Annotated in this window: 11 protein-coding genes and 1 tRNA gene; 5 read left to right on the top strand and 7 right to left on the bottom strand. The window is 66.6% G+C overall.

Annotated elements, in window-relative coordinates; all coding sequences use genetic code 11:
- Positions 1 to 128: 128 nt before the first annotated feature.
- Together IRZ30_RS01315 and IRZ30_RS01320 are read right to left on the bottom strand one after the other, a co-directional pair.
- On the bottom strand, positions 129 to 1,529 hold the full coding sequence (locus tag IRZ30_RS01315) for an aminomethyl transferase family protein (protein WP_294082105.1): 1,401 nt from the start codon (positions 1,527 to 1,529) through the stop codon (positions 129 to 131).
- Between the two features lie 49 nt (positions 1,530 to 1,578).
- Entirely contained in the window at positions 1,579 to 2,619 is a 1,041-nt protein-coding gene (locus IRZ30_RS01320) for an ABC transporter substrate-binding protein (protein ID WP_294082107.1), read from the bottom strand.
- Here IRZ30_RS01320 and IRZ30_RS01325 point away from each other — a divergent pair.
- Entirely contained in the window at positions 2,618 to 2,908 is a 291-nt protein-coding gene (locus tag IRZ30_RS01325; protein WP_294082109.1) for a hypothetical protein, read from the top strand. The genes IRZ30_RS01320 and IRZ30_RS01325 overlap by 2 nt on opposite strands.
- Before the next feature lie 139 nt (positions 2,909 to 3,047).
- On the opposite strand, the gene aroB is transcribed toward IRZ30_RS01325, so the two are convergent.
- The gene (aroB, locus tag IRZ30_RS01330; protein WP_294082111.1) at positions 3,048 to 4,694 is read right to left on the bottom strand and encodes a 3-dehydroquinate synthase; all 1,647 of its coding nucleotides are present in this window, start codon (positions 4,692 to 4,694) and stop codon (positions 3,048 to 3,050) included.
- 191 nt (positions 4,695 to 4,885) lie between these two features.
- Here aroB and IRZ30_RS01335 point away from each other — a divergent pair, with 191 nt between their 5' ends.
- Positions 4,886 to 6,283: a sigma-54 dependent transcriptional regulator gene (locus tag IRZ30_RS01335; protein WP_294082113.1), complete on the top strand. Its 1,398-nt coding sequence runs from the start codon at positions 4,886 to 4,888 to the stop codon at positions 6,281 to 6,283.
- A 144-nt stretch (positions 6,284 to 6,427) separates the two neighbouring features.
- Here the strand turns inward: IRZ30_RS01335 and IRZ30_RS01340 are convergent, their stop codons facing one another.
- The 3 genes from IRZ30_RS01340 to mdh form a co-directional block, all read right to left on the bottom strand.
- Positions 6,428 to 7,387 (bottom strand): hypothetical protein, encoded by a 960-nt coding sequence (locus IRZ30_RS01340; RefSeq protein ID WP_294082115.1) that lies wholly within the window; start codon positions 7,385 to 7,387, stop codon positions 6,428 to 6,430.
- Positions 7,388 to 7,507: 120 nt separating this feature from the next.
- Positions 7,508 to 8,749: a gephyrin-like molybdotransferase Glp gene (glp, locus tag IRZ30_RS01345; protein WP_294082117.1), complete on the bottom strand. Its 1,242-nt coding sequence runs from the start codon at positions 8,747 to 8,749 to the stop codon at positions 7,508 to 7,510.
- Between the two features lie 80 nt (positions 8,750 to 8,829).
- Positions 8,830 to 9,756 carry a malate dehydrogenase gene (mdh, locus tag IRZ30_RS01350; protein WP_294082119.1) on the bottom strand — a complete coding sequence of 309 codons (927 nt, stop codon included), beginning with the start codon at positions 9,754 to 9,756 and terminating at the stop codon, positions 8,830 to 8,832.
- Between the two features lie 213 nt (positions 9,757 to 9,969).
- Between mdh and IRZ30_RS01355 the strand changes: the two genes are divergently transcribed.
- The 3 genes from IRZ30_RS01355 (at position 9,970) to lysS (ending at position 12,472) form a co-directional block, all read left to right on the top strand.
- Positions 9,970 to 10,046, top strand: a tRNA-Val gene (locus IRZ30_RS01355).
- Between the two features lie 302 nt (positions 10,047 to 10,348).
- A complete protein-coding gene (gene greA / locus IRZ30_RS01360) occupies positions 10,349 to 10,819 on the top strand; it encodes a transcription elongation factor GreA (protein ID WP_294082121.1) in 471 nt (156 codons plus the stop codon).
- Positions 10,820 to 10,933: 114 nt separating this feature from the next.
- On the top strand, positions 10,934 to 12,472 hold the full coding sequence (lysS, locus tag IRZ30_RS01365) for a lysine--tRNA ligase (RefSeq protein WP_366945304.1): 1,539 nt from the start codon (positions 10,934 to 10,936) through the stop codon (positions 12,470 to 12,472).
- A gap of 144 nt (positions 12,473 to 12,616) precedes the next feature.
- Here the strand turns inward: lysS and IRZ30_RS01370 are convergent, their stop codons facing one another.
- Complete coding sequence (locus IRZ30_RS01370) at positions 12,617 to 13,690, bottom strand: AI-2E family transporter (protein ID WP_294082124.1); 1,074 nt, start codon at positions 13,688 to 13,690, stop codon at positions 12,617 to 12,619.
- Positions 13,691 to 13,744: the final 54 nt, after the last annotated feature.

A 13,744-nucleotide genomic window follows, 5' to 3' on the forward strand; every position in this document is an offset into this window, starting at 1 on the left:
CTCCCGCCCCGCCCGCGTGCGCCCACGAGCGCTGAGGTCGGGCACATGGAGCGAGGCGTTCCCCGCTGCCGGACTACTTTCAGGTGAGAACGCGCCCCGGCACTAGGCGTGCCGGGGCGCCGACCAGGCTAGCGTCCGGCGACCGTCTCCCGGTACCGGCGGGACGGCTCGGCATACGGCACGGGGCCGACGGTAGCGCGCAGCTCCACTTGCACGTGACGCTCGACCGACGGCTTCCGGGTACCGCCATCCGGCTCGCCCCAGACCAGGATCACCTCCGTCCCCGGCTCCGCATACGCCTCGTCAAGCATCGCGAGTGAGAGCATCGAGGCTTCGTTCGAGCTGTAACCGCAGAACGTCGAGATGCCGACGATGTCGCCCTGCTTGTTCCGGACCGCGTCGTACATCCAGGTGGCGTACTGGGTGCCCGGGAGGTCGATGTACTTCGGGCGCTGCCCCTTGGGCTTGGTGAAGAGCGCGGCGAAGACCTTCGCGACGTCCTCGCCGTTCCAGGCCAGCGTCACCTTCTTGCGGTGCGGCTGCTTGGCCATCTCTTCGAGCGCCTCGCGCCCGACAAAGTCATGGTCGAACTTCAGGATCCGCCCGTAACCCAGTTCCCACGGGTTGAGGTAGTAGTCCTCGATGTTCGGGGTGACGAAGCTGCCGCCGAGCGAGCCGACCGCCTCGAAGGAGGTATCCGGCAGCCACTCGCGGTACGCCCGGAGCTCGTCGCCTGTGTACACGGCCGGCAGGGGCGACGGGATCCAGCCCGACTCCAGCGTATTGCTCGAGTAGGCGCGGGAGCCGACCTGCCGCAGGCCGAACTCCTTCCCGGCCTCGACGATCGCCGCCTTGACCTCCGGCCCTTCCTCGAACGGCCCGATCAGCTCGCCGCCGGCGACGCCGATCATCCCGTGGTGGAGAAGGCGCACCTTGTGCCCGGCAATCGTGATCCAGCCGGTGTGGAAGAACTTGATCGGCGGCAACGGGCCACCGTTGAGCTTTTCGAGCAGGGCCGGCGCGTTCGGCCCCTGGAGCTGGAACCGGTACACCTTCCGGCGCCGGTTCGGGTCGCCGACCGCCCACTCGTCGCGTTCGAGCTGCACATCGTAGCCGCCCGTCTCGGCGTGGTACTGCACCCAGTTGTGCATCGAGGGGCGGCCGACGAGGTTGAAGTGCTCCGGCTCGAGGTAGAACAGGACCCCGTCGCCGATCACATAGCCGTCGGGCGTACAGCAGACGAACTGCTTGGCGCCGCCCGGCTCGAAGCCCTTGAAGCTATTGATCGCCAGCCGCTCCAGCAGCCGGAACGCATCGGGACCACTCACATAGAGGTCGGTCATGTGGTAGGAGAGGTCGAAGAGGCAGACCGTCTCCTGCCAGGAATGCTGCTCGTCCCGCCAGTTGGTGAACTCCGGGGGCACGACCGGGTAGATACGCGCCCCCGAGATGTTGTTCCGAAGGAAGTCCACCACGTTCGGCACACTGCTGACGATGTCCTGCAAAGAGCGGGGCTTCTCTGCGGTCATAGGATGCTCCTCCCTGTCCGGTATGGTTTCCTACGAACACCTTGCGTGCTTAGTAGGACAGGTCGTCGACCGCACCGAGCTCGTCGATCACGACGTTGCCCAGCGTCCCATCGGGCAGCTCTTCGACGCGCCGAACGAACACCGGGATGACGGGCCCTTGCGATTCGGGGTGGAAGCGGAATTCCCCAGCCGGACCGACGAACTGAACCTCGCGGAGGGCTTGCAAGAACGATTCCGTGTCCTCCACGTTGCCGTCGGTGGCGTTGAGCGCTTCAACGATCACCCGCCCGTTCAGGTAGCCCTGGTACGAGAACTGACCAGTGGGCGCGTTGTAACGCGCATTGAACTCCTCTACGAACTTCTGGTTCTCAGGCGAGTCGTAGAGCGGCGAATAGTGGAGGACGCTCACCACGCCGAGAGCCGCTTCGCCCTGCTCGGCCAGGATGTTCTCGTCCACCGTGTCACCCGAGCCGATCAGCGGGAACATGTCGGCGAGACCGAAGTCCACATACTGCGGGACGAAGCGTGCGGCGTCGCCACCCGAGTAGAAGGCGAAGACGGCGTCGGCATCCATCTGCTGGATACGCTGCAAGTACGGCCCGTAGTCCTGGGTGTCAATCGGCGCGTAGACCTCGCCCACGATCTCGCCGCCGGCCTCTTGGAACCGCTTCCCGAACGCACCGGCCTTGTCGTGCCCGGCCGAGTAATCCAGCGCGGTCAGGACGATGCGCCGGTATCCCAGCTTCTCGTAGGCGTACTGCCCAAACGGTGCCTCATACTGCCCGTTGGCGCAGGAGACGCGGAAGATGTACGGGCTGCGCATGTTGGGATCACGCGTGAGACCCGGGAGTCCGGCGTTCCCGATGATCCACGGGATCTGCTGCTCCACGACGAAGTCGCGCAGCGCCGCCGCCTCGTTACTCAGGATCACGCCCGCCAGGAGATGCACCTTGTCGCGCTCGATAAGCTGGCGTGCCTTGGCAAGCGCCTGGTCCGGGCTCCCGGCCGAGTCCTCGATGACGAGTTCAATCGGCCGGCCCCCGGCGACGCCGCCCACCTCGTCGAGAGCGACCTGGATCCCACCGATCATGTTTTCCCCGAGCGACGTGTACACGCCGGAGAGCGTCGCGATCACACCGACGCGCACCGGATCGCCGGTCGCCGGCGTTCCCCCGGTCGTTCCCTGGGTGGAAGGAGTGGGACTGGCCGCCGCCGTTGGGGTGCTCGACGACCCGCCGGATGCGGCAGCCGTGGTAGGCGTCGGGGTGCTCTCAGCGGTCTCGGTGGTTTCCGAGGACGAGCCGCCACACGCACTGAGCAACAAGCTTCCAAGCACGCCACCGCCGATTGTCTGCAAGGCGGCACGACGCGTGAGCTGACGTCCGAGCATTCTCCTACTCCTCCTCGAGCTCAGCACCGTCATCTGACTGTACGAATTCGGCATTTAGGATACTGCTATTGCTGGGATCGGGCAACTGAAGGCGGATTCCCACGGCTCCGGGTTCTCCGGACACCGCATCAGCGGGCGCCGATCTCCCGGGCAACGGCCTCAACGGCTTCCAGGGGCACATCCCGGCGGACCACCACGCGCCCCGGCCCTTCCGGCAGGATCCAGGTCAGCGTGCCCTGCACGACCTTCTTATCGTGCAGCAGATGCGTGCGTACCGTCTCCCACTCCCCGTCGAAGGTGCGTGGCAGGTCAAGGCGATCGAGCAGCGCATCCTGGCGCGCCACGAGGTCCGCGTCGCAGAGACCGAGCCGGTGGGCGAGCCGCGCCGCGGCGCGCATCCCCAACGCCACCGCCTCGCCATGCAGGTAGCGGTACCCGGCCGCCTCAAACGCGTGTCCCAGCGTGTGACCGTAGTTGAGGATACGGCGCAATCCCGACTCACGCTCGTCGGCCCGCACCACGGCAGCCTTGAGGCGGATGTTGTGGGCGATCAGCTCCGCCAGCTCATCCGGTTCTCCAAGGCCCCCAACGGGATTGCGGCGCTCAAGCCACGGGAGCAGGATCGGCTCCGACGCACCGGTGGCGGTGCACTCGATCATGGCGTGCTTGACGATTTCCGCCCAGCCGTTGCGCAGGTCACGAGGCGGCAGCGTGCGGAGGACGTGCGGATCGGCCACCACGAGCGGGGGCTGGTAGAAGGCACCGATCAGGTTCTTGCCCAGCGCATGGTTCACGCCGGTCTTGCCCCCAACGCTGCTGTCGACCATCGCCAAGAGGCTCGTCGGGAGCTGCACGAGCCCGACGCCGCGGAGCACGATGGCTGCAACGAACCCGGCGAGGTCGCCGACCACGCCGCCTCCCAGTGCCACCACCATGTCGCCGCGCTCGATCCCGCCGCCGAGCAGCCAGTCCAGGAGGTCGCTGACCTGCGCAAGCGCTTTGCTGCCCTCTCCGGCGGGGACCGCGCGCATCGCCACATCGAGGCCCGCCTGAGTGAAGGACTCTTCGACCGACGAGCCCCATAGCGGCAGGACGTGCTCGTCGGCGACGACCCACGCCCGCCGCCCCTTCGGCCACCGCCGCCTGGCCAGCGTCCCCACCTCCGCGAGCAAGCCAGGTGCGGCGTAGAGGTCCGACCGTCCGCTCGGCGTGCCCAGGCTGTCGACCGGGATGGCACCGGCGCGGTCGAGGGCCGTGATCTGGTCGGCGATGTGGGCCGCGAGCGTATCCAGCGACGTGCTGGTCGTGTCGATGGTGAGGTCGGCCTGCTCGTAGAGGTGCCGCCGTGCTTGCCAGAGGGACTCCAATCGCGCCAGCGGATCGTCCCCTCGGAGGAGGGGGCGTTCGGCCATCGGCGTGTCACGCACCGCCGCTTCGAGTCGCTCGATGAGCACCGCGGGAGATGCGGTCAGGTGCACGATCACACTACGCGGTCGCATGGCATCCCAGTTGGCGGGGTCGAGTACGGCTCCGCCGCCGGTCGCCACCACGACCCGCGTGCGACGGCTCGCCTGCGCCAGCGCATCTCGCTCTGCGGCCCGGAACACGGGCTCGCCGAAAGCAGTGAAGATGTCGGGAATGGAGCGGCCGAAGCGGCGCTCGACCTCGGCGTCGATGTCAACCGCCTCGAACCCGAGGCGCTCGGCCAGCAGGGGGGCCAACGTCGTCTTCCCGCTGCCGCTCAGACCGATCAGGTATACCCGCTCCAGGATCATCACGCCGCCTTATCGCTCTCAAAGCGTCACCGGCACTCGGGGCCGGCGCGATTCTAACCCCCGCGCCGGGTGCCGTCCATCAGGATGCTCCCGACATCCCGAGCGATTTGTTATACTGCGAGGGCACACTGCACAAGAGGCGGGGAGAAGCCGGGCCGTCACGTGCGTGCGGAGTGAGGGAACAGGATTCGATGGAGCGCATCCTAATCGCCGATGACGACGCCGGGATCCGCGAGTTGTTGCGGGACTTCCTCGAAGATGAGGGGTACGACGTCACGGAGGCGGAAACCAGCGCCGAAGTTCTGTCTGCGCTGAGCGGTGACGGGACCGCTCCAGCGCTGGTCCTGATGGACGTTCGGATGCCCGACAAGAGCGGGATCGACGTCCTCCGTGACCTGTCGGAGACCTACGGCAACCAACTGCCGTTCATCATCATGACCGCCTACGGCAGCTCGTCGATTGCCATCGACGCGATGCAGCTCGGGGCGTACGACTACATCACCAAACCGTTCGACCTGGACGACGTGCTGCTGACGATCCGCCGCTACTTCGAGCACCAGACGCTCAAGCAGCAGGTGCAGGGACTTCGCACCCAGTTCCGTGACACGGATCCTAACGACTACATCATCGGTAACAGCGCGCCGATGCAGGAGGTCTACAAGACCATCGGCCGCGTGGCGCGTTCAGATGCGACGGTGCTGATCACCGGCGAGACGGGGACCGGGAAGGAACTGGTGGCGACGGTTCTGCACCGGAACTCCAGCTATGCGGGTGGCCCGCTCGTCAAGGTCAACTGCGCTGCGCTGCCCGAGACGCTCCTGGAGAGCGAGCTGTTCGGCCATGAGAAGGGCGCCTTCACCGGCGCGCTGAACCAGCGCAAGGGCCGCTTCGAGATGGCCCACAAGGGGACCATCTTCCTCGACGAGATCGGGGAGATGAGCCTGTCCACGCAGAAGAAGCTGCTGCGTGTCTTGCAGGAGCGAGAGTTCGAGCGGGTGGGCGGCACCGTCTCAGTAAAGGTCGATACCCGCGTGATCGCGGCGACGAACAAGAACCTGGCGCAGGAGGTCCGTGAGAACCGCTTCCGCGAGGATCTCTACTACCGCCTCAACGTGATCACGATCTACCTGCCACCGCTCCGAGAGCGCCTGGACGACATCCCGATGCTGGTCGAGCACTTCCTCCACAAGCATCGCTACACCGCGGGGTCGGGTCCAGCCAAGATCACACCGGGGGCGATGCGGATGCTGCAGGAATACGACTGGCCGGGCAACGTCCGTGAGCTGGAGAACCTGATCGAGCGCGCCGTCGTGCTGGCACAGGGGTCGGTGATCACCGAGGATCACATCACCTTCTCCTCTGCCGACCAGCGGAACTTCGTCGATATCGCGGCCCGCGTGCGCCGCGGCGCGACGATCACCGAGGTGCAGCAAGAGGTCGAGAAGCTCATGCTGATCGAGGCCCTGAAGCAGGTCGAAGGCGACCGCGTCGCGGCCGCCTCGCTCCTCGGGCTCGACATGAGTGAGTTCCAGCAGAAGCTGATCGACTACGGCATCCCCGGCGAAGTGACCTCAATGGCGCCGTTCTAGACATCGCGAGAACGTACAACGGGGTTGGCGAGTAAGACAACTCGCCAACCCCGTTTGTATGTCCAAATCCGTGTTACCGCCGCGCGTTCACACGGCGAAACGGATTGAGTCTGGTAGCTCCACCCCGCATCGGCGTGGGTGCGATCACGCGTCGGGCTGCTGGTCCTGCGATGCCGACTGCTGATCCGCCCGATCGCTCATCGCCTCGTCCGAGTACTTTGCGCCGTTCCGCGCGAAGGGTAGCGGGTTCCGGCGCAGCGTGGTGAGCGCCTCTTCGTACAGGATCCGCATTTGGCTGGGATCGATCCGCGCCCCCTTCTGGTAGTAGAGCAGGGCCGCGCGGCCGGTGGCGTACGTGCCGGCGTAGGCGATCGCCACCTTCGGGACGGTCCCCACGACGAGCGGCATCAACCCCGCGACCTCCCGTGCGATCGTGCGCCAGACCAGGCCGGTCCCAACGACGGGGGCCATCTCACCGTAGATCCGCCAGCGGTCATCCAGGTCGCGCTGGTAGATGGCTGCCAGCTTGTAGATCATCATCAACTGGTTCTTGGTGAGGACCAGGAAGTCGGCCCCCACGGCGACCAGATTGCCCACCACCGGCAGCACTGTGGGCAGGTTCGAGAGGAACGCGAACTGCGCGTTCACCGCCGAGGTCGATTCGACGGTTTGCTCGGCGCAGGCGTGGCGCATGGCGTCGATGTAGCGGCCGATCGCGAGCGAACGCTCGTCGGCCACGTCGGCGATGCGCTTCCGCACGTCGTCGACATTACCGCTACCCTGGAGCAGGCGTGGGTCCACCTCGACGACCCGGATCGGCTCGTCCACCCGCCGGAACAGATCGCGCCAGGTGCGCCCGGTCGCGGTATCCAGCGGCCCGACGGACACGACCACGTCGTATTCCAGCGGGTCCGGTGCGGTCTCACCCGTGTGGTGCAGGTCGACGTACGCCTCGGAGGCGGCCCCGAACAGCAGATCGCGGCAGGCCACGGCCTGCTCGTGAGTGCCGGCCATCACCAGGATCCGAGGCGCCAGCAACGCCTCGGCGCGCAGTTGGTCGAAGCTGAGTTCCCGTACGACGCTGACAAGGTCTCGAATCCCCATGGCGTCATGTCACCTTTCGCGCGCTCGGCGCTTGCTCGTCTCGCCGGCCCACAACGGCCGGCGGATGATGCCGAAAGCTTACTTGTTCGCGAGAACCGGTGTCGAACGGCGCGCCGGGGCTCAGGCCGCGCCGCCGGGAATGACGCCGTCGAGGAGCTGGACTTCGACCTCATCTCCAGGCTCGGCCGAGTCCCAGGTTTCCGGCAAGACGATGAGGCAGTTGGCCTCGGTGACGGACGTCAGCACGCCCGAGCCCTGGAGGCCGCAGGGCCGGGCGACCCACTCGTTCCCCCGGCGTTCGACGATGCCGCGGACAAAGTGCCGACGGCGGCCTCGGTTCTCGTGCCCGCTGAGCAGTCGGGCGCGTACCGTCGGGATGCCCGCGTCGTGGAAGCCGAGCATCTTGCGCAGTGCCGGACGCCCGAACTGCACAAAGGCGACGAACGCCGCCACGGGGTTGCCCGGCAGGCCCAGCAGCGGCACCGACCCAATGCGGCCGAACGCCATCGGCTTGCCCGGCTTGATGCGGACCTGCCAGAGCGCGACCTCGCCCTCCGCCTGCAGCACCTGCTTGACGAGGTCAAAGTCGCCGATGGAGACGCCGCCGGAGGTGACCAGCAGGTCAACGTCGTTCGCCTGTCGCAGCTTGGCGCGGATTTCCTCGGTCCGATCCCGTGCTACGCCGAGCAGTACCGGCTCGCCGCCGGATTCCCGGACCAGCGCGGCCAGCGTGTAACTGTTGCTGTTCCGGATCTGACCGGGCCGCAACGGCGAGCCGAGATCGACAACCTCGTCGCCGGTCGAGAGGATGCCCACCCGCGGCCGGCGGTGAACTCGAACGGTCGCGCGGTTCAGGGAAGCCAGCACGCCGATCGCGGCCGGACGCAGGACGGTACCGCGTGGGAGCACCACCGCGCCCGCACGAACGTCCTCGCCGGCCTCCCGCACGTTCTCGCCGGCCCGGACGGCACGCCGCACCGCCACCTCGGTGCGCCGCGGCCCGGCGTCGAACTCATCGGTCTCCTCGAACCGGACGACGGCATCCGCTCCCTCCGGCATCGGCGCGCCGGTCATGATCCGTAGGGCCTGTCCAGGGCCGATGGCCGGCGGAACGCCCGTGCCGGCTGCGGCCTCGCCCACGACCGTCAAGCGGACCGGCCGTTCGGCGGTCGCCCCGGCGACGTCGCTCGCACGCAGGGCATAGCCATCCATGGCGGAATTGCGGAACGGGGGGATGTCAGCGTCGGCAACCACATCTTCGGCCAGCACCAAGCCGGCCGCGTCGAGCAGGGGGAGTTCAACAGGAGGTAGCGGGCGCACGGCAGCCAGCACCTGGTCCCGTGCGGCGTCGACCCCGAGCATCGCCTCGGGATCCTCCCACGTCCGCGTCCAGGGCCCGGGAGCCCGCCGAGCCGTGTCGCCCGCCATGGCAAATCCCAACGCTAGAGGTTCTTCATCGCCTCCACGAGCGTGCGGACGCTGTTCGCCGAGTGCTCGAGCGCCGCCTGCTCCTCACTCGTGAGCTTGAGCTCGATGATCTGCTTGACGCCGCCGGCCCCAAGCTTCACCGGGACGCCCACGTACAGGTCGTTGATCCCGTACTGGCCGGTAAGGTAGGCGCTTGCCGGGAGAATGCGGTTCTGGTCGAGCAGCACCGCCTCGACCATCTCGGCCACCGAGGCCGCCGGAGCATAGAATGCGCTGGTGCCCAGCAGCTTGACGATCTCACCGCCGCCATCGCGGGTCCGCTGCACGATCGCCTCGATCTTCTCGGGTGGTAGCAACTCGGTGACCGGGATGCCGGCGACGGTGGCGTAGCGCGGTAGCGGCACCATCGTGTCACCGTGCCCGCCGAGCACCGCGATGTAGACATCGCGCGGCGAGACACCCAGCTCCATCGCGATGAATGCGCGGGCACGGGCCGAGTCGAGCACACCGGCCTGCCCCAGTACCCGCTCCTTCGGGAACCCGGATGCTTCCAGCGCCACGTGGCACATCGCGTCCAGCGGGTTGGTCACGACGATGATGACCGCATTGGGCGAGTGCGCCACTGCCTGCTCGGTGACACTCCGCACGATATTCATGTTGACGCGGAGCAGGTCGTCCCGGCTCATCCCGGGCTTGCGGGGCGAGCCGGAAGTAATCACGATCACGTCCGAGCCCGCGGTTGCCGTGTAGTCGTTGGCACCAGTGACCGCGGCGTCGAACCCGAGGACGGGCCCCGCCTCCACCAGGTCGAGCGCCTTCCCCTGCGGTAGGTTCTCCACGATGTCGACCAGAACCACGTCCGCGATATTGCGCTGGGCGATATACTGCGCGGTCGTCGCGCCGACCGCTCCTGCCCCGACGACCGTGACCTTCGGGCGCATGCGCACTCCTCCCGCCTGCCCCTTGTCGTGGCCGCCTCCGTGGCGGCTCTCCTGTCCACGTGCTACGCCGCAGCGCGGCGGTTCCACAGAAACGGGTGACGCCGCGCCACGCGAGCCTGATGGCTAGCATGATAGCACAGGCTCCTGGCCGTTCCGGTGCGTGATAAGCATTGCCGAGCCGGACCGGGGGGTGCTATACTTGCGCCGGCGCGCGGGTGAGTAGCTCAGCTGGTCAGAGCGCGCGGTTCACATCCGCGAGGTCAGGGGTTCAAGTCCCTTCTCACCCACCAGACGGCCGGGGCAGCCGGCGGGCCGGTCACGGCTCGCTTGCGCCGGAGACCACCCCCGAAACGTTGCAAGCCCCGCCAATCTGGCTATACTAGAAGCACAGCGTGGACGGCCGAGGGTGCACGTGTCCTCGGCTATCAGGCTATTCGCACGTCCGCATCGTGGCCGCACGCCCCGGCGGCGACTACGCACACGCAGTGGTTGCCCTACGTTACATCCGATCCGGCGTCCCGTCGTCGCCGCGTCGGCGGACCTTTCGGCCTGTGGGGGTGCGGCTCGACGTGCTCGTGGAAGAAGGGTAGACATGGCCAGCGAGCGTCCTGTCACGCTTACGGCGGAGGGCAAGGCCGACCTCGAGCGCGAGCTCCATCACCTACGGACTGTCAAGCTTCCCGACGTCACGGCGCGCGTTCAGGAACTGAGTATGGACGGCGACGTGTCCGACAACAGCGAGTACGAGGACACTAAGGAAGAACTTATTCAGCTCGAGGCGCGGATCCGCGAGATCGAGAACCTGTTGCGCCGCGTGCAAGTCATCGCGCCCGGAAAGAGCGACGGCGTCGTCAAGCTCGGCTCGCGCGTCACCATCGTCGACGAGACAGGGCAGTCCGAGACGTGGATCTTGGTCAGCCCGGAGGAGGCCAACACCCTCCAGGGCAAGATCTCCACGGAGTCGCCCGTGGGTGCCGCCCTCCTCGACAAACGCGTGGGCGATTCGGTCGTCGTCCGCGCGCCCGGGGGTGAAACCTCATTCACCATCGAAAAGGTCGAGTGAGCAGATCACACTGGACGGGAGAGCCGCGGACGCTGTATAAGCGCCGCGGCTTTTGATTTGCGTCGCGATACGTCGGCATCATCGCCGCCGACGTGGAGGGAGCTTCCACTGTTGATCGAGTTGAACGAGCAGCAACGCCAGCGGCTGGACAAGGCTCAAGCACTTCGTGAGCAGGGCATCGATCCCTACCCACCGCACAGCCATCGTACGCACACGGCTGAGGAAGCCCTGGCTCGCTTCACCGAGATCGAATCGACGCTGGAGACCGAGCACGACCCCGAGACGATCACCGTTGCGGGCCGTGTGACGGCAATACGCGATATGGGCAAGTCCGTATTCGCCCATATCCGCGACGGCAGCGGCGCGATCCAGATCTACCTGCGCCGAAACGTCGTCGGCGAGGACGCACTGGCCCACTTCAAGCGGTTCATCGACCTGGGCGACTTCATCGAAGCGGACGGGAACCTCTTCCGTACCCGCACCGGCGAGGTCACGGTCGAGGTCAAGGCTTTCCGGCTCCTGGCCAAGGCCATCAACCCGCCGCCCGAGAAGTGGCACGGGCTCCAAGACGTCGAGACCCGCTACCGGCAGCGCTATGCCGACCTCATGGCCAACGAGGTGACGCGCCGCATCTTCGTCATCCGCGCGAACGCGATTCGTGCCATCCGGCGCTTTCTCGACGAGCGCGGCTTCCTGGAGGTGGAGACCCCGGTGCTGCAACCGCTCTACGGCGGCGCGGCGGCCCGGCCGTTCACCACCCACTACCACGCGCTCGACCAGACCTTCTACCTTCGCATCGCCGACGAGCTGTACCTCAAGCGGCTCCTCGTGGGTGGCTACGAGCGGGTGTACGAGATTTCGAAGGACTTCCGCAACGAGGGCATCGACGCGCGGCACTCGCCCGAGTTCACCATGCTCGAGTTCTACATGGCCTACGCCGACTACCACGACGTTATGGAGCTGGTCGAGGAGATGCTCGTCTATGTCGCGGAGCAGGCGCTCGGGACGACAAAGCTCACCTACGCCGGCCACGAGATCGATCTGACGCCGCCGTGGCCCCGCGTGTCGCTGCGCCAGGCGCTCCTTGACGCCACCGGGATCGACTATCGCGAGGTGACCGATCAGCGCGAGCTCTATGAGCGCGCCAAGGCTCTCGGCGCCGACGTCGAGCCGACCACGGTGTGGCCGCGCATCATCGACGAGCTGATGAAGACGTTCGTCCGCCCCAACCTGATCCAGCCGACGTTCCTCGTCGACTATCCGGTGGAGCTCTCGCCGCTGGCCAAGCGCAGCCCGAACGATCCCAACATCGCCGAACGCTTCCAGCCCTTCATCGCAGGGATGGAAGTTGGGAACGCCTTCACCGAGTTGAACGATCCGATGGATCAGCTCGACCGCTTCCTGGCGCAGGCCCGCGACCGGGCGGCCGGTGACCTGGAGGCGATGCCGATTGACGATGACTACATCAACGCGCTGATGTACGGCATGCCGCCTACCGGTGGCTTCGGGCTGGGGATCGACCGGCTGATCATGCTGTTGACCGACCAGCAGAACATCCGCGAGGTGATCCTCTTCCCGCACCTGCGGTCCAAGCCGACGCCGATCCTCGCCGGCCTGCCTACCCCGGACACCCCAACGGGCGACGACGCGTAGGGAGGGCACTCGCCCTCCCTTTCCTCTCTGTCTACTCGATCCACGTCTGGACAGGCCAATGACCTTATGACGTCTTGAACAGCGCCGGGCCCGGCTGATCTGTCCGGGCCGACGGATCCCGGATCGCATCCTCGGATTTCGGGATCACACCTTGCCCGTTCGGTGGTAGAGATACACGAAGATGTCGCGGAGCACGGCCGTGAGGGGCACGATGAAGATCATCCCCAGCACGCCCCAGAGCGACCCGCCCACCACGAGCAAGATCATGATCATCGCCGGGTGAACCCGCACAGCATCCCCCTGGATCTTCGGCACCAGGAACGTGTTCTCAAGCTGTTGGATAGCCAGGAAGGCGATCCCCACGAAGAGGATACGGCCAGGCTCCGTCGCCAGCGTGACCAGTGCCGCGACCACGAAGGCGATCCACGGCCCCAGCACTGGGATCAATTCGAAAAAGCCGGCGAGCACCCCGAGCACGAGCGACTGCGGGATGCCGATGAGCCACATCGCGATGCCGGTGACCACGCCGATCACGACCCCGAGAAAGAGCTGCCCCCGGACATAGGCCGACATCACGTCATCGACCATCCCGACGATGGCGCGAACGTCCGGTCGCCATGACTCAGGCCACAGCCCATAAAACCACTCAAGCCCCCGCTCTTGGTCCTTGAGCACGTAGAAGAGCCACAGCGGCAGCAGCGCCAGTCCGGCCGCGAAGCCAATGACCGTCGTCACCGCGCCGAAGGTGATCATCATCGCGGTGCGCGCAGCCGTTCCGACCTGCTGCCCGAGCGCCCCCAGATTCGCCTCGATCTGCCGGCGAATGTTCTCGGGGACACTATCTTCATATAGCCGCATCAGCGCGTTGCTCTCGCGCTGTACATCGTCCCAGTAGCTCGGCAGGGCCCGCACGAACTCGACGGTCTGATCGATGAGCGGCGGAACAAGGTAGAAGCCTGCGACAGTCAAGATCGCGAGGGCAACGATGTACGCCAGGATAATGGCAATCGGGCGCGCGACCCGGGCCAGGCGTCCTTGCTGCGGTAGGATCCGTTGTAGGAAGTCGACGGCAGGGGCGAGCAGGTACGCGATGATCGCGCCGACCAGGAAGGGCAGGAGCGCGCCGCGCGTCTGCCATAGCACCCAGAACACAACGAGCAGCGCCACTGCGACCAGGAGCCAACGCTTCCAATGCGCCGCCAAGACCTCGTCGCTCACGGTTTCTGCTCTCCAACCACGCCGCCGCTCCTCACGCCGCGCGCACAGCCGGGC

This window comes from Sphaerobacter sp. (assembly GCF_019683595.1).
Taxonomy (GTDB): domain Bacteria; phylum Chloroflexota; class Chloroflexia; order Thermomicrobiales; family Thermomicrobiaceae; genus Sphaerobacter.

What these genes read in the sequence shown, in the direction of transcription:
- IRZ30_RS01335 (WP_294082113.1), top strand. Translation starts at nt 4,886, where the DNA reads ATGGAGCGCATCCTAATCGCCGATGACGACGCCGGGATCCGCGAGTTG.
- IRZ30_RS01325 (WP_294082109.1), top strand. Translation starts at nt 2,618, where the DNA reads ATGTTTTCCCCGAGCGACGTGTACACGCCGGAGAGCGTCGCGATCACA.
- aroB (WP_294082111.1), bottom strand. Translation starts at nt 4,694, where the DNA reads ATGATCCTGGAGCGGGTATACCTGATCGGTCTGAGCGGCAGCGGGAAG.
- glp (WP_294082117.1), bottom strand. Translation starts at nt 8,749, where the DNA reads ATGCTCGGGGTCGACGCCGCACGGGACCAGGTGCTGGCTGCCGTGCGC.
- IRZ30_RS01340 (WP_294082115.1), bottom strand. Translation starts at nt 7,387, where the DNA reads ATGGGGATTCGAGACCTTGTCAGCGTCGTACGGGAACTCAGCTTCGAC.
- IRZ30_RS01320 (WP_294082107.1), bottom strand. Translation starts at nt 2,619, where the DNA reads ATGATCGGTGGGATCCAGGTCGCTCTCGACGAGGTGGGCGGCGTCGCC.
- mdh (WP_294082119.1), bottom strand. Translation starts at nt 9,756, where the DNA reads ATGCGCCCGAAGGTCACGGTCGTCGGGGCAGGAGCGGTCGGCGCGACG.
- greA (WP_294082121.1), top strand. Translation starts at nt 10,349, where the DNA reads ATGGCCAGCGAGCGTCCTGTCACGCTTACGGCGGAGGGCAAGGCCGAC.
- IRZ30_RS01315 (WP_294082105.1), bottom strand. Translation starts at nt 1,529, where the DNA reads ATGACCGCAGAGAAGCCCCGCTCTTTGCAGGACATCGTCAGCAGTGTG.